Annotated in this window: 15 protein-coding genes and 1 pseudogene; 12 read left to right on the top strand and 4 right to left on the bottom strand. The window is 66.4% G+C overall.

Translation table 11 applies throughout. The annotated features are described in order from the left end of the window. Nucleotides 1–5 precede the first annotated feature (5 nt). Complete coding sequence (ku, locus tag HGB51_RS18360) at nucleotides 6–959, bottom strand: non-homologous end joining protein Ku (protein ID WP_171966921.1); 954 nt, start codon at nucleotides 957–959, stop codon at nucleotides 6–8. A gap of 149 nt (nucleotides 960–1,108) precedes the next feature. Next, nucleotides 1,109–1,507 (bottom strand): hypothetical protein, encoded by a 399-nt coding sequence (locus HGB51_RS18355; protein WP_070209627.1) that lies wholly within the window; start codon nucleotides 1,505–1,507, stop codon nucleotides 1,109–1,111. Between the two features lie 179 nt (nucleotides 1,508–1,686). Between HGB51_RS18355 and HGB51_RS18350 the strand changes: the two genes are divergently transcribed. After that, nucleotides 1,687–2,016: a hypothetical protein gene (locus tag HGB51_RS18350; RefSeq protein ID WP_171966920.1), complete on the top strand. Its 330-nt coding sequence runs from the start codon at nucleotides 1,687–1,689 to the stop codon at nucleotides 2,014–2,016. A gap of 12 nt (nucleotides 2,017–2,028) precedes the next feature. Here the strand turns inward: HGB51_RS18350 and HGB51_RS18345 are convergent. Further along, nucleotides 2,029–4,013: pseudogene (locus HGB51_RS18345) on the bottom strand (TonB-dependent receptor family protein). 292 nt (nucleotides 4,014–4,305) lie between these two features. Here HGB51_RS18345 and HGB51_RS18340 point away from each other — a divergent pair. The 4 genes from HGB51_RS18340 (at nucleotide 4,306) to HGB51_RS18325 (ending at nucleotide 8,109) form a co-directional block, all read left to right on the top strand. Beyond that, entirely contained in the window at nucleotides 4,306–5,508 is a 1,203-nt protein-coding gene (locus HGB51_RS18340) for an aromatic amino acid transaminase (protein WP_171966919.1), read from the top strand. Nucleotides 5,509–5,656: 148 nt separating this feature from the next. Further along, nucleotides 5,657–6,670, top strand: coding sequence for a class 1 fructose-bisphosphatase (locus HGB51_RS18335; protein ID WP_070207817.1), 1,014 nt, complete (start codon nucleotides 5,657–5,659; stop codon nucleotides 6,668–6,670). Between the two features lie 89 nt (nucleotides 6,671–6,759). Then, on the top strand, nucleotides 6,760–7,470 hold the full coding sequence (locus HGB51_RS18330; protein ID WP_070207816.1) for a 2OG-Fe(II) oxygenase: 711 nt from the start codon (nucleotides 6,760–6,762) through the stop codon (nucleotides 7,468–7,470). A gap of 327 nt (nucleotides 7,471–7,797) precedes the next feature. Continuing rightward, a complete protein-coding gene (locus HGB51_RS18325; protein WP_070207815.1) occupies nucleotides 7,798–8,109 on the top strand; it encodes a SymE family type I addiction module toxin in 312 nt (103 codons plus the stop codon). 13 nt (nucleotides 8,110–8,122) lie between these two features. On the opposite strand, the gene HGB51_RS18320 is transcribed toward HGB51_RS18325, so the two are convergent. Further along, entirely contained in the window at nucleotides 8,123–8,485 is a 363-nt protein-coding gene (locus tag HGB51_RS18320; RefSeq protein WP_070207814.1) for a YfeK family protein, read from the bottom strand. A 72-nt stretch (nucleotides 8,486–8,557) separates the two neighbouring features. Between HGB51_RS18320 and HGB51_RS18315 the strand changes: the two genes are divergently transcribed. The 7 genes from HGB51_RS18315 (at nucleotide 8,558) to HGB51_RS18285 (ending at nucleotide 17,650) form a co-directional block, all read left to right on the top strand. Beyond that, nucleotides 8,558–9,670, top strand: a complete 1,113-nt coding sequence (locus HGB51_RS18315; RefSeq protein WP_070207813.1) for a hypothetical protein — start codon at nucleotides 8,558–8,560, stop codon at nucleotides 9,668–9,670. Nucleotides 9,671–10,035: 365 nt separating this feature from the next. Then, entirely contained in the window at nucleotides 10,036–10,497 is a 462-nt protein-coding gene (locus HGB51_RS18310) for a hypothetical protein (protein ID WP_070207812.1), read from the top strand. Between the two features lie 450 nt (nucleotides 10,498–10,947). Next, nucleotides 10,948–14,769, top strand: a complete 3,822-nt coding sequence (locus tag HGB51_RS18305; RefSeq protein ID WP_216666915.1) for a M48 family metallopeptidase — start codon at nucleotides 10,948–10,950, stop codon at nucleotides 14,767–14,769. Between the two features lie 133 nt (nucleotides 14,770–14,902). Further along, nucleotides 14,903–16,096, top strand: a complete 1,194-nt coding sequence (locus tag HGB51_RS18300) for a heparan-alpha-glucosaminide N-acetyltransferase domain-containing protein (protein ID WP_141739122.1) — start codon at nucleotides 14,903–14,905, stop codon at nucleotides 16,094–16,096. 78 nt (nucleotides 16,097–16,174) lie between these two features. Further along, nucleotides 16,175–16,564 carry a hypothetical protein gene (locus tag HGB51_RS18295; protein ID WP_070207810.1) on the top strand — a complete coding sequence of 130 codons (390 nt, stop codon included), beginning with the start codon at nucleotides 16,175–16,177 and terminating at the stop codon, nucleotides 16,562–16,564. Next, nucleotides 16,561–16,983 carry a GNAT family N-acetyltransferase gene (locus tag HGB51_RS18290; RefSeq protein WP_070207809.1) on the top strand — a complete coding sequence of 141 codons (423 nt, stop codon included), beginning with the start codon at nucleotides 16,561–16,563 and terminating at the stop codon, nucleotides 16,981–16,983. Before HGB51_RS18295 ends, HGB51_RS18290 begins: the two co-directional genes overlap by 4 nt. A gap of 142 nt (nucleotides 16,984–17,125) precedes the next feature. After that, the gene (locus tag HGB51_RS18285; RefSeq protein ID WP_070207808.1) at nucleotides 17,126–17,650 is read left to right on the top strand and encodes a DUF6622 family protein; all 525 of its coding nucleotides are present in this window, start codon (nucleotides 17,126–17,128) and stop codon (nucleotides 17,648–17,650) included. The last annotated feature ends 43 nt before the right edge of the window (nucleotides 17,651–17,693 follow it).

Raw genomic sequence — 17,693 nt, 5'->3', positions numbered from 1 at the left:
GCCGCTTACCCCGCCTTGCGCGTCGTCGCGCGCTTGGCCGCCGCCTTTTTCGTAGCCTTGGTGGCCTTGCTCGCGGTCTTGGTGGTCTTCGCCGCCTTCTTGGCCGGTTTGGCTTTCTTCACTACCTTGGAGACGGCGGCGCTCTTCTTGGCCGGGGTTCGCTTCTTCGCATCGAGGCTCTTCTGCAGCAGCGACATGAAGTCCACCACGTTGGTGGTGGCGTCTTCGCTTGGTGCGGGCTCGTCTTCCACCGTGGTGGTGCCGCCCTTGGACTTGATGCGTTTGGTCAGCAGCGTCTGCAGGCGTTCGCGGAATTCGTCGTGGTACTCGTCCGGCTTCCACTCGCCGGCCATCGACTCGATCAGCTGTTCGGCCATCGCGGTTTCCTTGCTGCTGATCCGGTAGTCGGACACCGAGCCGGTGGGCAGCTTGTAGTCTTCCGGGTCCACCAGCTCCTGCGGGTAGCGCAGGATCATCAGCACCAGGGCGTCGTCATGCGGCATTACCGCGCACAGGTACTCGCGGGTGCGCACCACCACGCGGGCGATGCCCACCTTGCCGGTGCTGCGCAGCGTTTCGCGCAGCAGCACGTAGCCTTTCTCGGCTTTCTTGCCGGGCACCAGAAGGTAAGGTTTCTCGTAGTAGCGCGGGTCGATCTGGCCGGCGTCGACGAAGCTTTCCACTTCTACTGTTTCATGGCTTTCAGGCGCCGCGGACTTGATGTCGCTCTCTTCCAGTACGACGTAGCTGCCCTTGTCGTACTCGTAGGCTTTGACGATGTCCTTCCACGGCACTTCTTCGCCGGTGTCCGCATTCACCCGCTCGAAGCGGATCGGCTTCTTGTCGCGCGAATCGAGCATGCGGAACTGCAGGTCGACCTTGCGCTCGCCCGACATCAGCGAGACCGGCACGTTCAACAGCCCGAATGACAGGGTTCCGGTCCAGATCGGTCGGGCCATGGCGGCGCCACTCCAGTGCAGAGAGAGGCGCCAGCTTTAGCTTGGGGGGTGTGAAACGGTTGTGGTGGGGCCGTGTAGTGGGCGTGGCTGGCACCGCGCGGGACACGCATGGCGTGTCGCTACGCGGGATCATGACGGGGCGTCGCGCGTTACTGCAGGGCGCCGTGGACGGCTGCTGCGGGCATGTGGTCGAGGGCCAGCCAGGCGTCTTCCACGATGGCGCGCGCCTGCGACCAGCCGAGTCGCGACTGGCCACGCATTTGCTCCCAATGTTCGGCCAGCTCGCCGTCGGTGTCGTCGTCGTCGCCACGCGGCCAGTCGGCGTAGTGGGTGGTGAGCGCGAAGGTGTAGGCCGGGTACAGGTCTTTCCAGCTGCGCCTTCCCTGACTGCGGCGACGCTCGTAGTCGTTGCGCATGTACTGCAGGTAGTCCTGCGCCACTGCTTCGGGTTCTTCAGCGCGCGGGCGGCGGCCCCGCCGCGCACTCCGGTCCGGCTGCAGATAGGCGTTGAACAGCACGGGGGCGTTGCGGCGATCCAGGCGGGGCATGACACGTCTCCGGCGAGGGTGGGGCTGGCAGGAATAGCCCCGGTGCCGTTATCCAGCCGTGACAGATGCGTTGTGGTGGCCTTGGCATTGCTTCACGTCGGCCATCCACCCTTGGTGCGTATGCTTTTTTCGCACGGCATCGGGCCGTGTTTCACCCCCCAGTTGTGGAGCCAATCACCATGCCACGCGATCCCCTGCGCGAAGCCCACCCCCCGGTTCCCGGCGAACAGCGCGCCAAACATGACCTGCAGGACGCCGAAGACCGCGGCGCCGGCATGTCCCCTTCCGAAGCCCCCGAACACCTGCGTACCGGCATCGACCCGGTGCACGCCGCGTCTCGCGACCGCAAGGATCCCTCCGGCCAGCCGAATGCGGACTGCGAGGAACACCCGCACCACCGCGCCGCGCGCAAGGCGCATGAGAGCGACAACCAGGACGAGGCGCTGGAGGAGACGTTCCCCGCCAGCGATCCTACGTCGCCGTTTGTCCCGGCCAAGATTCCGAAGTGAATGCGCGGAGGATTACCGCCAGGCCCACTGCACGCCCACGCTGTAACGCCGGTCCGGGCCTGGCTCGAAGTAGCGCTGATTGCCGTCGTTGACGATCACCGAACCGATGTAGCGCTGGTCGAGCACGTTGTCCACCCGCGCGAATACCCGCAGCGCGCCCTGTGCCGTGGTCCAGCGGCGCGCCGCCTCCAGGTTCAGCAGTGCATAGCCCGGCGCGCTGTCCGTGGCCAGGTCGTTGACCACCGTGTCGCTGGAGGCGACCACCTCGCCGGCCCACTGCCACGCGCCCGGCTGGTACTGCAGGCGGCCGAACCACTGCTGCTCCGGCACGCCCGGCAGGCGTGAGCCGGCTGGTACGGGGGTGTTCGGGGTGGCGCAGCCGGTACTGGCGCAGATGAGGTAGGGCTGGCGTACCGTCGCCTCCAGGTAGGTGTAGGCCAGGCTGGCCTCCAGCTCGGCGCTGATCGGGTAGAGCAGGCTGGCTTCCAGCCCCTGCCGGCGGGTGCGCCCGATGTTGCGGTAGGTGCTTAGGTGCTGCGGCCGTTGGTGTTGCTGGCCACGGCCAGCTCGTCGTCGGTATCGGCGCGGAACACCGCCGCCTCGAACGCCGCGCCGCCGCTGCCGCGCCACTTGGTGCCCAGCTCCAGGTTCCGGCTGCGCGCCGCCGACAGGTTCAGCGCCAGCCCGGGCGCGCCGTCGGCCCGGTAGCCCAGCTCGTTGAAGGTGGGCGTTTCAAACCCGCGCCCGGCCGAGGCATACACCCGCCACGCGTCGCTGGCATGGAACACCACGCCCGCTACCGGGGTGGTGGCCGAATAGTCGCGCGCCCCGCTGTCGTCGGGATTGCGCGCGGTGATGTAGTGGTCGTTGGAACGGAAGCGCACCTCGCTGTGGCGCACGCCCAGCAGCAGCGACCATCGCGGTGCCCACTGCCAGAACGCCTGCGCGAACTGGTCCACGTTGCGCACCCGGTCGCTCTGGTCGCGCCGCAGCGCCCCGCGCACGCCCAGCTCGGATCCCACGAAATTCTCGTAACCGCGCCGATCCTGCTGCTGTTGGTCGGCATTGGCGCCGATCACCACTTCCAGCGGCCGCCCCGCCCAGCCGCCCTGCCAGCCCCAGCGCAGGTCCAGCCCGCCGTAGCCGCCCTCCAGGTCGATCACCCCACCGGCGTGCAGCGGGTTGGCCTGCGGCCCCGGCGGGATCGCCAGGTACTGCTCCACGCTGCGCTGCCCGGCATAGCCCATGGCGCGCCAGGTCTGCGCGCCCTCGGTGCGGGTGAATACCAGCCCGGCCTGGGCCTGGCGTGCGGATTTGCGGGTGTTGTACTGGGTGGCCACCGCCGTGGCCTGGCGCGGGTCCTGCCGCACCTGCTCGCGGGTGAGGCCCAGCGGGTCCTGCGCGTCGGGCGAATCAAAGTAGTTCAGCACCAGGTCGAGCTGGCCGCCGGCCAGGTCCGTACCCAGCCGCGCGTTGACCGACTCGCGCCGCGCCGCGCTGTGGTCGCGCCAGCCGTCGGTGCGGAAATGGTTGGCCGCCACGTTGTAGCGCACCGGCCCCTGCTCGCCGCGCAGCTGCGCGCCGGTGCTGAGGGTGCCGTCGCTGCCGCCGGCCATCCGTACCCGCCAGGGGTCTCCGGCCTGCCCGTCGGCACTCCAGATCTGCACCACGCCGCCCGAGGAATTGCCGTACAGCGCCGAGAACGGTCCGCGCAGCACCTCCACCCGCTGCGCCGAGAGCATGCTGGCGTGGGAAAGCTGGCCCTGGCCGTCGGGCATGGTGGCCGGCACCCCGTCCACCAGCACCCGCACCCCGCGCACGCCGAAGGTGGAACGCGCGCCAAACCCCCGGATCGACAGCTGGGTGTCCTGGGCCAGGTTCTGCCGATCGCGCGCCACCACGCCGGGCACCCCGCTCAATGCGTCAGCGATCTGGGCCAGGTTTCCATTGGTTTCATCATCCAGCCAGACCGTGCTGATCGACGCCGGCAGGTCCACGTCGGCCACCTGCTGGCCCCGCGCAGCCTGCACCTGAACCGTGGGCAGGCGCTCGATGGCGGCAGCTGCGGGCGCGCTGGCCTGGGCCTGTGCCAGGTTCGACAGGGCCGTGGCCGAAAGCAGCGCACACGCGCGCGCCAGGGGGGTCAAACGAAAGATATTCAGAGGGGGCTCTCCGGAAAACAGGTACCGCACGACAGGGTACGGACTTCAACGTGACGGCAGGCGCCGCGCCCCCGCTGCGGCTTTGTTACGATGCGGTCCCCCCCTCCGTCATCGAAAGAGTACCGCCGTGTCCTTCTTTGCAAATGTGGAACTGGTCCCGGGCGACCCGATCCTGGGTCTGACCGAAGCGTACAACGCCGACAGCCGACCCACCAAGGTCAACCTGGGCGTGGGCATCTACTACGACGAAAGCGGCCGTATTCCGCTGCTTCGCGCCGTGAAGCAGATCGAGCAGCAGCTGGCCAACGAAGCCAAGCCGCGCGGCTACCTGCCCATCGACGGCCTGCCCGCCTACAACCAGGCCACCCGCGAACTGGTGTTCGGCAAAGACTCCCCGCTGCTGGCTGCCGGCCGCGTGGCGACCTCGCAGACCATCGGTGGCAGCGGCGCCCTGCGCGTTGGCGCGGACCTGCTGCACCGCCTGCTGCCGCACGCCACCATCGCCATCAGCAACCCCAGCTGGGAAAACCACCGCGCGGTGTTCGGCGCGGCCGGCTTCGAGGTCGTGGAATACAGCTACTTCGACCCGAAGACCCACGGCGTGGATTTCGACGCCATGGTCGCCGACCTGAACAAGCTGCAGCCGGGCACCGTGGTGCTGCTGCACGCCTGCTGCCACAACCCCACCGGCGCCGACCTCACCGTGGCCCAGTGGAAGCAGGTGGCCGAGCTGCTGAAGGAACGCCAGCTGTTCCCCTTCATCGACATGGCCTACCAGGGCTTCGACAAGGGCATCGAGCAGGACGGCGCGGCCGTGCGCATCATTGCCGAGGCCGGCATCGACAGCTTCGTGGTCGCCAACTCGTACTCCAAGTCGTTCTCGCTGTACGGCGAACGCATTGGCGCGCTGTCGATCGTGGCGCCCACCGCTGACGCGGCCAAGGCCGTGCAGTCGCAGGTCAAGCGCATCATCCGCACCATCTATTCCAGCCCGTCCAACCACGGCGCTGCACTGGTGGCCGGCGTGCTGACCAGCCCCGAGCTGCGCCAGCTGTGGGAGCAGGAACTGACCGAAATGCGCGAGCGCATCCACGCCCTGCGCCACGGCCTGGTGGACAAGCTGGTGGCCGCCGGTGCACCGGAGTTCGCCTTCATCAACGACCAGGCCGGCATGTTCTCGTACTCGGGCCTGAGCCGCCCGCAGGTGGAACGCCTGCGCGACGAGTACGGCATCTACGCCGTGGGCACCGGCCGCATCTGCGTGGCCGCGCTCAACCAGGGCAACCTGGAATACGTGGCCAAGGCCGTGGCGACCGTCGCCAAGGGCTGAGCTTCGTAACGGTTTGAACACAACGGCCGCCCAGTGCGGCCGTTGTTGTATCTGGTGGCCATGAAACCGTTTACGAAAAAACCTGCCTCGTAATACCGCCACCGACGGGCCACAATACGGCCCCCGAAATGTCTTTGGCAGCCATTCCATGTCCCGTACGTCGCTTACCCGGTACCTCATCGAAGAGCAGCACGCCGGCCGCATCAACGCCGACCTGCGCCAGCTCATTGCAGTGGTGGGCCGCGCCTGCACCAACATCTCCATCGCGGTCAGCAAGGGCGCGCTGGGCGGCGTACTCGGCGATGCAGGCACCGGCAACGTACAGGGCGAAGCGCAGAAGAAGCTGGACGTCATCAGCAACGAGATCCTGCTCGAAGCCAACGCCTGGGGCGGCCACCTCGCCGCCTGCGCCTCCGAGGAAATGGACCACTGCCAGCCGGTGCCGGACACCTACCCGCGCGGCGACTTCCTGCTCCTGTTCGATCCCCTGGACGGCAGCTCCAACATCGACGTGAACGTCTCGGTCGGCACCATCTTCTCGGTGCTTCGCAGCCCGGCCGGCACCGAGCAGCCCACCGACGCCAGTTTCCTGCAGCCGGGCACTGCCCAGATCGCCGCCGGCTACTGCATCTACGGCCCCAGCACCCAGATGGTGCTGACCACCGGCCACGGCACCCACTCGTTCACCCTGGACCGTGAAACCGGCGAGTTCGTGCTGACCCAGCGCGGCATGCAGATTCCCGAAGACACCCAGGAATTCGCCATCAACATGTCCAACCAGCGCCACTGGGAAGCCCCCATGCAGGGCTACGTGCAGGACCTGCTGGCCGGCAAGGAAGGCGCGCGCGGCAAGAACTTCAACATGCGCTGGATCGCCAGCATGGTGGCGGACGTGCACCGCATCCTCACCCGCGGCGGCATCTTCATCTACCCGTGGGACAAGAAGGACCCCGGCAAGGCCGGCAAGCTGCGCCTGATGTACGAAGCCAACCCGATGGGCCTGCTGGTGGAACAGGCCGGCGGCGCCGCCACCACCGGCCGCGAGCGCATCCTGGACATCCAGCCGGACCAGCTGCACCAGCGCGTGCCGGTGTTCCTGGGTTCGCGCAACGAAGTGGCCGAAGCCACCCGTTACCACCGCGAGCACGACGCGCAGGCCTGACCGCGCGCCACCCCGTTGCCACATGGCAACGGGGTGACACATGCACCAACACAGGTCACCATCGGGCTCAAACGCCCACGGATGACCCCATGACGGCCGAAACACCGCGCGACTTCATCGAAGTAATCCACAACGCCATTCCCGCCGACGCCTGCGCCGCGATCCAGGCCCAGATGCGAGCCAGCGCACAGTTGTTGCCTGGCGAAGTTGGCAGCGGCGTCTTCCCGGAACTCAAGCACAGCAAGGATCTCCGCATCAGCGGGCGCCCGGAATGGCGCCAGGTGGAAATCCAGCTGCAGCAGGCAGTATTCAGCGGGGTTTTGAGTTATCTACGCCGTTATCCACAGGCGCTGATTTCCCCGCTCATGTTGCAGGTGCAAGACAACGATGGCACCGCACGTCGCCTGCGCGCCGAGGATTTCCCCGGCATGGACGACAACGCGCTTTCCGAACTGGCCCGTACGTGCCTGCGCCCGGGCGCCATCAACCTGCAGTGGTATGCGGCAGGCGAGGGCGGCTACCCCTACTGGCATTGCGAGCTGTATCCGCGCGATCCGGCCGGTGAAACCCTGCATCGCCACCTGCTGTGGACGCTGTACCTCAACGATGAATTCGAAGCGGGGGAGACCGAGTTCCTGTTCCAGGAACGGAAGATCGCACCGCGCACCGGCAGCCTGTTGATTGCACCCACGGCCTTCACGCACACCCACCGGGGGAACCGCCCCGAGGGCGGGGACAAGTTCATTGCGACAAGCTGGATCCTGTTCCAGAACGCGCAGACGCTGTTTGGGGCTGGGTAAGAACTGCGACCGCGTTCACATGTGAATACAGCATTCGGGATGCTGCGCGGGTCAGACGCGTCAATCAGTAGGCGCCGTCTATCGAAACGGAAAAATCAACAGAAACAAACGCTTTGTGTTTCCCGCTCGATCTCCGCAAGGTTCGCGCCGGAGCGCAAAAACTCCAAAGCAACCAAACTTGTGGATAACCCATGTCGGGAGGGCGGCTAATACAAGACCCTCCACGGGGGAATACGCCCGCCGATCGGTTGCTTTCGGTTTTTGACCTCCCGACGCCCTCGCCCTTACCGGCGAGGGCCATTCCCCGTTGGAATTGGAGGTACATCCATGAACGCGAACTTGAAGCAGGTTCACCCGGACGACAACCGACTCACTCCCCGCGACGAGACCTTGAAGGCCGTACAGCTCCGCAGCGTGCGCGCCGTACCGCAGATCAACGCCCTCGACCGCGACGAGTACGGCCCCATCCCCTTCGTGATGATCCGCGGCGCCTGGCTGCGTGGCCTGGGCTTCGAGGTAGGGTCGGAGATCAGGATCGAGGGCAGGATCGACGAAATCACGGTGAGGCCGAACTGGCGCGATGCGCCGCCCGAAAATGCCAAAGTGCTCGCTGTGAGATACGGCGAAGTCGCGGACTGAAAGAAGCGCGGGTTCAGCGCGCCCGCAGCGCCTGCAGCCGCGCGCCAAACCACGACGCCGCACTCTGCTCGGGCTGCCCCGGGCAGGCGATCCGGTAGGGCTTGCCGCTGATGCTGCTGCGGCTGGCCGCCCGCTCGATGAACTGCTCGGCGGTATCCACCTTGTCCTTCTTGAGCAGGTAGTCGTACTTGCGCTGCAGGTGCGCCCGGGCTTCGGCAGCATCGTGCCAGCTGCCGTTGCGCTGGAAGCGGCAGGTCGAACCGTCCAGCGCGCCGATCAACGAAGCGATTTCGCGGCGCGCGGTCTCGCTGGGCGCGGCCGTCGCATTGCCGACCAGCGCCAGGACCGCCAGGGGCAGGATCAATCTGATGTTCATCGGGTTCGCTCCGCCAGACATGCCTGAATCGGATAATGTTCTACTTCTCGCATCGCAGGTGAAGGATCACGCATGAAGCGCAACGAGCAGGTGTCCATCCGTCCGTGGATTGCCGTGGCTGTCATGCTGCTTCTGGCCGCCTGCACCGAGCCTCCGCTGTCGGAGCCACACGTACAGCCCTCCGCGGGCGATCGTTCCGACGCCGGCACCGCTGGACCATCACCCCAGGTCGAACCGGATACAACTGTCCCGGTGGCTGCCGACCCGGCCCGGGAAACCAAGCCTTTTGCCTTCGAAGCGCCTTCTGCGGCGGCGCCCTCGCCGGCCAGCCACTGCCGCATCGAAGGTCTGGTCATGCCGGCCAACGCCAAGGTTTACGCGGCGGGAGCCTACGGCGGCAAGGAGTCCAACTTCCAGATCGACCAGAGTGGTCACCAGGCCACTACCATGCAGGTGGCGGTGCATGAACCCAACGTGCCTGTGGTGCTGTTACTGGGCGCCTACGAACCCACGGTGTGGAGCGTTGGCTGGACGGGGGGCACGCAGATTGCGGCTGTGGTTGTCACCGGCTATCACCGTCAGCAGGTAATTGGTCTTCCCGCAGACCTGCCGCTGTTGGTGAGTTCGTATGAGGACCGGGGCCCCTGCGCTCATGCCTATGTGGGCGGCGAGGGGTCGGCCAAGCTCAACCCGTTGGCACGCGAGGTGTTCGGTCGCCCGGTGGACGTGGCGTACGAGGCGCGCGATGGCAAGGCGATCATCGGCCAGATCCCGCCGGGGGCGCGGCTGGTGACCGATGCTTCGGCCAAGCCGGTGGAAGACTTCCAGTTGAAGGACACCCCACCCGCTGGGCAGGCCGGTATCGACGCGGCGATGCGCAGCGGCATCCTGCGCCCGACGACACTCTCGGACCTGCGCGCCTGGGAAGCGGCAGCGAGGCGAGACATGGGGGCGCCGGACATTCCGCGCATCGAAGGAGCCAATGCGATGAAGGGACAAAGCGTGCCTTACCGCAGCTATACGGTGGTGAAGCCGTTTGCCATTCCCGCAGGTCTGTATGGTGCTCACTCGGCCACCTTCTTCGTGGCCCCCGGCGTAGCGGCTCCGACGGGAGATCCCGGGCATTCAGAGGTTCGGTTTGTTGAGAGTGGGGCGTGTGTTGGGGCGACGTGCGGGATGCGGTAGCGAACATCCACTTGCTTGGCGGGCCTGCGGTTTTGGCACGACAGAAGTTGTTGGGATCATGGACGGGGACTCCAGATGGACATCAGTGTCATTGAAGTCGAGATTGAGACGTTTCGAGGAGCACGCCCAGCTATCCAGATTCTGACGCTCTCCTGTTCATACGCTGAACTCCTGCATCACAAGCGCTCGACGTCCGGCAACGCCGTCTCGATACTGGTATCGCAGCCGGCGAGTTTCGAGGCAGTCGCGTCCATTGCCCGAGTCCACCCTGTTTCTGCGCCCGCAGTTCTCTCAGTCCCTTCAGTCGAACAACGCGTGGAAGTGGGCGCAGCTATCGTGCTGCAGCTTCGGCGGCAGGATGGCAAATGAAAGTGTTGGGCAATAGGTTCTTCAGAGCTGGGTTGGGCGCGCTCTTTACCTTGATCCTGCTCCGACTGATATGGAGCAATCCAGTGAGCTCACCGAACATATTCTGGGCATTGAGTTTTGCCTGGCCGTTCCTGGTCGCCTCAGCCCTCGCGTACGAACAAGGCGTCAGTGTCTCCCAAGGCTCCCCGTGGAGTGCCCTGGTGGTTATTACCAGCTTGATTGTTTCCCTGCTGACCATGATCGCGCTGGGCCTTCCGATGGACGAAGTGCAGATGGATGCCTTTCTTGTCGGATTTTTTGGCTTCGTTTCGGTCGTCCTTTGCATTGGGTGGTGGCGAATGATGCGCCCGAAAAAGCCGCATGCGTCCGAAGCGAGGGCTCGCCCGTGGCTCTACCTGGCTCTTGGCGTGGTTACGGCAATAGCCGTCGCTGTGGACAAGTTCGACCTGATTCGGTGACAGGTCCCCGGGCAGTTTCCACTTCCGAACCTTGGAGACGACACAGTGGTAAGAACCTGCGAATCATCCATGCACCGCGAAGCGCTGCTGGCAAGCGATGTAGCGGCCTGCTACTACTGCTTTTCGGAGTTTCCGCCGAGCGCTGTTGAAGAATGGTGCGACGGTGAGGACCAGGGTCAGACCGCGCTGTGCCCGCGCTGCGGTGTTGATGCGGTGGTTGGGTTCAAGGGCCCCACTGATGCGACGTGGCTTCGAACCGCGCATCAGATTGGATTCGGGTAAGGAACCTTCCTTGCGCTGGCGAGATTCATTCCGGCTGATTATCTGAGCAGGGGTATATCCCACCCGCCCCACAAAGTGCACAATCGCCCCGGGACCGGGCATGACGCCGGGTACGTTCCGCGCCATGTCCGGGGGGACCGCGCGGGGCATTACAACAGGGGGATGATCATGTTGGATTCGCTTTATCCGGCGGGGCCTTCGGCCGTGCCTGCTCAGTTGACCGCACCCAGCTCCGCGTACCGACGCCATGCATGGCTTGCGGTGGCCGGCCTGCTGAGTTTCGCCGCCGCCTACTTTGCCCTGATGGGCTGGTTTGGCTGGACCGCGTTCCGTGTACTCCGCACGCTCGTGTCTGGCGAGGGTGGCAATACGCTGGTGAACATCATCGTGGGCGTGTGCGCCCTGTTCCTGGCCGCGTTCATGGCCAAGGGGCTGATCTTCCTCAAGCGTGGCCAGGCCTCCAAGGAGCTGGAGCTCAAGCCAGCCGATCAGCCCGAGCTGTTCGCGTTCCTGCACCGCCTGGCCGACGAGGCCGGCGCGCCCCGGCCCAAGCGGGTGTATCTGTCCTCGCGGGTCAACGCCGGGGTCTTCTACGACCTTTCGCTGTTCAACCTGCTGCTGCCCTCGCGCAAGAACCTGGACATCGGCCTGGCGCTGGTCAATGCGCTGAACCTGACCGAGTTCAAGGCGGTGCTGGGCCATGAGTTCGGCCACTTCGCGCAGCGCACGATGGCGGTGGGGCGCTGGGTGTACGTGGCCCACCAGATCGCCAGCCAGCTGGTGGCCCGGCGCGATGCGCTGGATACCTTCCTGGCCGGCCTTTCGCGCACGGACTTCCGCATCGCCTGGGTGGGCTGGCTGCTGTCGCTCGTGGTCTGGGCGATCCGCTCGCTGGTGGACACCGCCTTCAGTGTGGTCGCACTGTCCGAGCGTGCCCTGTCGCGCGAAATGGAGTACCAGGCCGATCTGGTGGCCGCCTCGCTGGCTGGCAGTGATGCACTGGTGCACGCGCTGCACCGGCTGGGTGCGGCGGATGAAGCCTGGGACCGGTCGGTCGCCTTCGCCTCGCGCGAGTTCGAGGCCGGTCGCGCCGTGGCCGACCTGTTCGCGGTGCAGACGCGGATGCTGGCCAACCTGCGCCGGGTGTCGCCCGACCCGCTGTATGCCGATCCACCGCAGCTGCCGGAGAGCGACCGCGAGCAGCATCGCGTGTTCCGCAGTGCGATGGTGCGGGTGCCGCAGATGTGGTCCACGCATCCGGCCAACGCCGACCGCGAGAACAATCTGAAGCGACGTTACGTGGCGGCCGCCATCGACGAACGCCCTGCCATGCTGCTGTTCCGCGATGCGGACGCGCTCCGGCACCAGATCACCCGCGACATGCTCCGCGAGACGCCGCCGGCGTTCGCCGACGGTGCGGAAACGCTGAGCCGGCTCGACGCCGAGTTCGACATCCGCGCCATGCACCAGCGCTACCAGGGAACCTACCTGCGGCGCTCGTTCGTGCGCGGTGTGGCCACGCCCGCCGAGCTGTTCCTGCGTACGCTCACGCCACTGGACAACACCGAGGTGCGCGAGCGCATCGCCGGCCTGTATGCAGCCCGGCATGGTCAGGCACTGCAGCAGCTGCGCGTGCTGGAAGAAGAGCGCGCCACGCTGGACGCTGCCCGCCTGGGTCACCTGCGTGCGTCGGGAAACCGCGTGCATTGGCGCGGCCAGGTGCTGGACGCCCGGCGCCTCGGCCCGGCCATTGCGGCCCTGGATGCGGAGATCGCGCCGCTGCGCCAGGCCGTGGTCCAGCACGACCAGGAATGCCGCAGCCTGCACCGGCTTGCCGCGCGCCGCAGCAGCGAAGGCTGGGAGGCGGTGCTGGAAGGGCAGGTTGCCCTGCTGCACTTCTGCGAGCACGTGGAAGCGGACCTGCGCGATGTGTACGGGGTCTTCGTCAACACGCTGCACGTGGTGACGGCCGACAAGCGCGTTTCCGACAAGGAGATGCGCCGACTGCTCGGCGACGCGGACCGTGTCCAACGCGCCCTGGGATTCATCTATGACCGCGCCGGTGACTGCGTCGTCGACGCGACCGTGATCGAGCACGGTGGCCAGCCCCTGGCGCAGGCGCTGGGCGAGCTGGGCCTGCTCGGCCCGTCGCAGCAGAACATCAACGACTGGGTGCAGCGCGCGGGCGGTTGGGTGGCGCATACCTGCGGCGCGCTGTCGCTGCTGCGCGCGGCGACGCTGGAAGCGCTGCTGGCGAACGAAGACGCCGTGGTCGGGCGCCTGGATTCGGGCGAGGCGGCGCCGGCCGCACCGACGCCGTCGCGGGTTCCCACGGGCTACCCGGTGCTGGTCCCCGGCCAGGAGCGCAAGCTGCAGACCAAGCTGGGCTGGTGGGATCGATTCCAGACCGCCGACGGCTGGGCGGCCAGCATCGTGCGTGCGTCGGTTGCGGCGGCCATCGTGGTGGGCGTGCTGGTGTTCGGCATGCACACCGGCACCGCGACGGTCTCGCTGTACAACGGCCTGGCCACGGCGGTGCGGGTGACCGTCGACGGCACTACGGTCGCGCTGCAGCCCCAGCAGAGCGCCACCGTGGACGTGGCACCGGGGACCGCGCACAAGGTGGTCACGCACAGCGCGGACGGGCAGCTGATCGAGTCCTTCGACAGTGAACGCATGCCTGGCCGTTCGCACTTCACGTACAACGTCGCGGGTGCCGCGCCGCTGGTGGAATGGACGGCGGTCTATGGCGGTGCTGAGGGCGGCCCCGACCGCAAGCTGGGTGCGCAGCGCTGGTCGGCCACCGACGCCGACGTCGTGCTTGAAACGCCTCCGACCTCCATATCGACCAAGCATGGGAGCGGCGGTACGCGTTCGGTGCTGACGGCCATGGGCGATCTGTCTCCGCAGCAGCAGCTGGGCTTCGTGAACAGCGATGAACAGCGCGCGGCCATGGTCATGGCCCATGCGCGCTGGGATGCACCGGGGTCGCGCCACCTGACAACCTGGCTCTCTGCAGCGGCGATGTACTCCGACAACATGCCGGGCCTCATCGCAGATCGATTGACCCGGTATCCCGAAGACGTGGCAACGCTGCGCATGGAGCAGGAGCTTGGCGACGGCCAGGCGCACGAGGCGGTGTGTGATCGCCAGCGGCAGATGTCCGAACGCAAGCCCGCATCTTCAGGGCTGGCCTACCTGGCGGTGCGCTGCATGGCCGATGGTCCGGAGCAGGACGAGGCGTTCTTCGCTGGACACCGCCGCTGGCCGCAGGAACCCTGGTTCGCGCTTGCGACCGGTTACGTGCTTGCCGCCCGCAGCGACTGGGCCGGCGCCAACGAAGTCCTGTCGAAGTCGGCGATGTCGCCACAGACGGCGGAGTTCGTGGCACCGGAGTTGGCACGCATCAAGCGCATGCTCGGCGCCAGCCAGGGCGAGATTGAGTCGCTGGCGTCCCAGTCGGCCTACCTGACCAACATGCTGGCGCTCGACAGCGGCGAAGCGACCGGCTCACCGTACGATGCCTATCTGCCGCTTGGGCGGGGCGAGTACAAGCAGGCGCTGGACCTGGCGCAGGCCGATGCCGATCTGTTGCCACGCATGGTTCGCCTCGTTGCCGCGTCCGATGGCGCGTCGGCTGACGTGGCCGAGAAGGCATTGGGTCTCCCGGCCGAGGCGGGTGCGGACACGGACTCCACCTGGAGCATGTGGGCGCTGGCGCTGCGGCACGGCCGCGATGAAGCGGCATGGCGCGAGAAGGTGCTGGCCACCGACCCGGACGAGGCGGCGCGCATGGTGGCGTTCGTCGATGCGGTACGTGCGAACGCCTCCGTACAGCAGGCCGAGGCCGTGCTTGGCCACGTCAACCCGAGCAACCGTGGCTACGCCTATACCGTTGCAGCCGTCGTGCGCGGCCAGTCGTGCCCGCAGGTATGGCGCGAAGGGGCCAAGCGCCTGCTGTTCGGTTCGGAGCGTCCGCACCTGATGTGAAGTGGTCAACGTGCGCCGGGCAGGTTGCCTGGCGCACGTCCGCGTTGGTTCAGCGGGGCAGGCCGTTCAATGTTTGTCTGCGCTATTGGAATATTATAACATTCCGGTCCATTTTCCCCGCGCAGGAGAACAGATGACCGGTACCCCGACTTCCATGCCGATGGGGATGAACGCTCCCCTCGGCCCCAAGCCGGGTGCGGGTCGCCTGCACAGCATCGACGCGCTGCGCGGCTTCGTCATGGTCCTGATGCTGCTCGACCACCTGCGCGAGACGTGGTTCCTGCATGTACCGGTGGCCGATCCCATCGATGCCACCACGGCGCTGCCGGCGATGTACTGGGCGCGCCTGGCGGTGAGTCTGTGTGCCCCCATCTTCGTGGCGCTCACGGGTATCTCTGCCTACCTGTTCAGCACGAAGCACACGCTGGCGGAAACCCGCATGTATCTGATCAAGCGCGGCCTGGTGCTGATGGCGCTTGAAGTGTTCTTCCTGTCCGAGCTGTACTGGGGCATTGCCGCGCCCACCTTCTGGCTGCAGGTCATCTGGTGCATCGGCGTGTGCATGATCGTGCTGGCGCTGCTCATCGGCCTGCCGCGCCGGCTGCTGCTGGCCGGTGGCCTGCTGATCGTGTGCGGCCACAACCTGCTTGACGGCATCCGGCTGGAACCGGGTCATCCGCTGTTCGCGCCGTGGGCGATGCTGCACCAGCGTGATGTCATCGAGCTTCCGTTCGGCTTTGTCGCCAAGACCACCTACCCGGTGTTGTCGTGGATCGGCGTGATCGTGCTCGGCTTTGCCATTGGCCCGTGGTTCTCGCCGGGTGTCGCCGCTCCCGTGCGCCGGCGTCGGCTGATCTGTCTGGGCGTGGTCATGCTGCTGGCGTTCGTCCTGGTGCGCCTGTGGAACGGTTACGGCGATACGCCGTGGTTCGTGGTGGAAGGCGACCCGATGCGCACGGTGATGAGCTTCCTGGCGCTGACCAAGTACCCGCCTTCGCTGCTGTTCCTGCTGCTCACGCTGGGCGTGGGTGCGCTGCTGCTGGCCGCCTTCGAGCTGCTGCGCGATGGCCGGATCTCGGCGGCGCTGGCGGTGTTCGGCGGCGCCCCGATGTTCTTCTACCTGCTCCACCTCAGCGTGCTGCGCCTGCTCTACCACGGTGCCCTCGCCCTCTGGGGGCCAAACCAGGGGAGCGTGTTCGGCGTCGGGAACTACGGCTGGGTGCTGGCCTGGTACGTGGCGCTGATCATTCCGCTGTACATCCCGACCGCCTGGTTCTCCCGCTTCAAGGCGGCCCGGCGTGATATCGCGTGGTTGAAGTACCTGTAAGCGGCGGGGCGCAGACGGGCACATGAATCCCGGGCGTCGGCGGAGGTAGACTGGCGGCGGCCCCCGGCGGATCCACCCATGCAGCTTGTGATCGCCATACCCTTCTGGCTTTTGCTCTGGGCAATCCTGTCCTCGCCCTTGCTGCTTGGGTTCTACCTCTTTGCACGCTACATGCGCCGTCGGGCCGTCCGCAGCACGGCAGCTGTCGTGGTGTTCTCCTTGGTTGCCACACTGCTGGTCGCTCCTGTGCCGACGCCGATTATCACGGTGTTCCTGCCGCATGCGTTCGTCCTGATCGACAGCAACTACTACCCGACCATCGCAAATGGGCCACCAACCTTGAATCGACTGTGGCCCTGGGTCATTGCGTCGATGCTCATTACATTCGGCGTTGCGCTTGCTGTCTCCTGGCGCTACCTGCGACGTCCGACGTACACCGCTGTTTCAACACGAGGCGATCTGCCATGAACGTTGCCGAATTGCGCTCCGATGAAGAGATTCTTGCCGCCCGCGATGTCATGCGTCAGCTTCGCCCGGACATTGCAGCCGGAGACTACCTCGCCACGGTGCGGCGCATGATGGAAGGCGGCTATCGCCAGGCGGCGGTGTTCGAGGACGGCGAGGTGCGCGCCGTGGGAGGTTTCCGGATCTTCGAGATGCTCTATACCGGCGGGTCGCTGATGTACGTGGATGACTTGAGTACCGACGCGCACCAGCGCTCCCGGGGCCATGGTCGTGCACTGCTGGACTGGCTCAAGGAGGAGGCCCGGGCCAGGGGATGCGTGCAGCTCCACCTGGACTCCGGGGTGCAGCGCGCGCAGGCGCACCGGTTCTATTTCCGCGAGGGGCTTACGGTGAGTTCCTTCCACTTCCGGACGGATCTCTGACAGCCGGGCAGGGCCCGGCTCTACCTCCGGGTGTACGCCGCGATGGCTGACAGCTGTCACTTGGCCCCCGGGGGGCGTAATCGGAGAATCTGCCTACACCGCGGCGCTGTACCGGCGCCCCAATCGAAGCCAAGGACGTCCCATGAACATGCTGCAGCAGTTCGCCTCGCATACCCCCATCTGGGTCTGGGCGCTTCTCATCTTCCTGCTGACCCGTGGCATCGCCGCCAGGAAGCCCGGGGCAACCTCGCTGGCCAAGCTGGCGATCGTGCCCGCGCTGTTCACCGTCTGGGGCCTGTGGTCGATCAGCCAGCGCTACGGCGCTTCATGGGTCGCCTGGGGTGAGTGGCTGGTCGGCATCATTGCAGGCATGGGCACCGGCTGGATGCTCCTGCGTCGCGCCACGCTGACCCTGAACCCGGCCACGGGCAAGCTGTGGCGCAGCGCGGACTTCACCCTGCTGCCGCTGCTGCTGATCACGTTCGCAGTGAAGTATGGCTTCGAGTCCGCACTGGCGGTGTCGCCTTCGCTGAGCGCGAACGCCACGTTCAGCGCTGCCTACCTGCTGCTGTCCGGCGGATTCACCGGTATCTTCATCGGCAAGTACTGCCGCTACCTGCGCGCGTCGCGGCAAGCCACGGATGGCCAATTGGGCGCGACCAGCTGAGGTCGTGCTTGCATCAAGCAAGTTTTTCCATGTGCGCCGGAGA

It is taken from the genome of Stenotrophomonas bentonitica (genome assembly GCF_013185915.1).
Classification (GTDB): domain Bacteria; phylum Pseudomonadota; class Gammaproteobacteria; order Xanthomonadales; family Xanthomonadaceae; genus Stenotrophomonas; species Stenotrophomonas bentonitica.
Note: the sequence above shows the minus strand (reverse complement) of the source record. Positions and strands in the feature narration are given on the sequence as shown.

Excerpts from the sequence above, each read along its gene's own strand:
- ku (WP_171966921.1), bottom strand. The coding sequence starts at position 959 with ATGGCCCGACCGATCTGGACCGGAACCCTGTCATTCGGGCTGTTGAAC.
- HGB51_RS18315 (WP_070207813.1), top strand. The coding sequence starts at position 8,558 with ATGAAGCGCAACGAGCAGGTGTCCATCCGTCCGTGGATTGCCGTGGCT.
- HGB51_RS18325 (WP_070207815.1), top strand. The coding sequence starts at position 7,798 with ATGAACGCGAACTTGAAGCAGGTTCACCCGGACGACAACCGACTCACT.
- HGB51_RS18355 (WP_070209627.1), bottom strand. The coding sequence starts at position 1,507 with ATGCCCCGCCTGGATCGCCGCAACGCCCCCGTGCTGTTCAACGCCTAT.
- HGB51_RS18305 (WP_216666915.1), top strand. The coding sequence starts at position 10,948 with ATGTTGGATTCGCTTTATCCGGCGGGGCCTTCGGCCGTGCCTGCTCAG.
- HGB51_RS18310 (WP_070207812.1), top strand. The coding sequence starts at position 10,036 with ATGAAAGTGTTGGGCAATAGGTTCTTCAGAGCTGGGTTGGGCGCGCTC.
- HGB51_RS18350 (WP_171966920.1), top strand. The coding sequence starts at position 1,687 with ATGCCACGCGATCCCCTGCGCGAAGCCCACCCCCCGGTTCCCGGCGAA.
- HGB51_RS18320 (WP_070207814.1), bottom strand. The coding sequence starts at position 8,485 with ATGAACATCAGATTGATCCTGCCCCTGGCGGTCCTGGCGCTGGTCGGC.
- HGB51_RS18330 (WP_070207816.1), top strand. The coding sequence starts at position 6,760 with ATGACGGCCGAAACACCGCGCGACTTCATCGAAGTAATCCACAACGCC.
- HGB51_RS18295 (WP_070207810.1), top strand. The coding sequence starts at position 16,175 with ATGCAGCTTGTGATCGCCATACCCTTCTGGCTTTTGCTCTGGGCAATC.
- HGB51_RS18300 (WP_141739122.1), top strand. The coding sequence starts at position 14,903 with ATGACCGGTACCCCGACTTCCATGCCGATGGGGATGAACGCTCCCCTC.
- HGB51_RS18290 (WP_070207809.1), top strand. The coding sequence starts at position 16,561 with ATGAACGTTGCCGAATTGCGCTCCGATGAAGAGATTCTTGCCGCCCGC.
- HGB51_RS18285 (WP_070207808.1), top strand. The coding sequence starts at position 17,126 with ATGAACATGCTGCAGCAGTTCGCCTCGCATACCCCCATCTGGGTCTGG.
- HGB51_RS18335 (WP_070207817.1), top strand. The coding sequence starts at position 5,657 with ATGTCCCGTACGTCGCTTACCCGGTACCTCATCGAAGAGCAGCACGCC.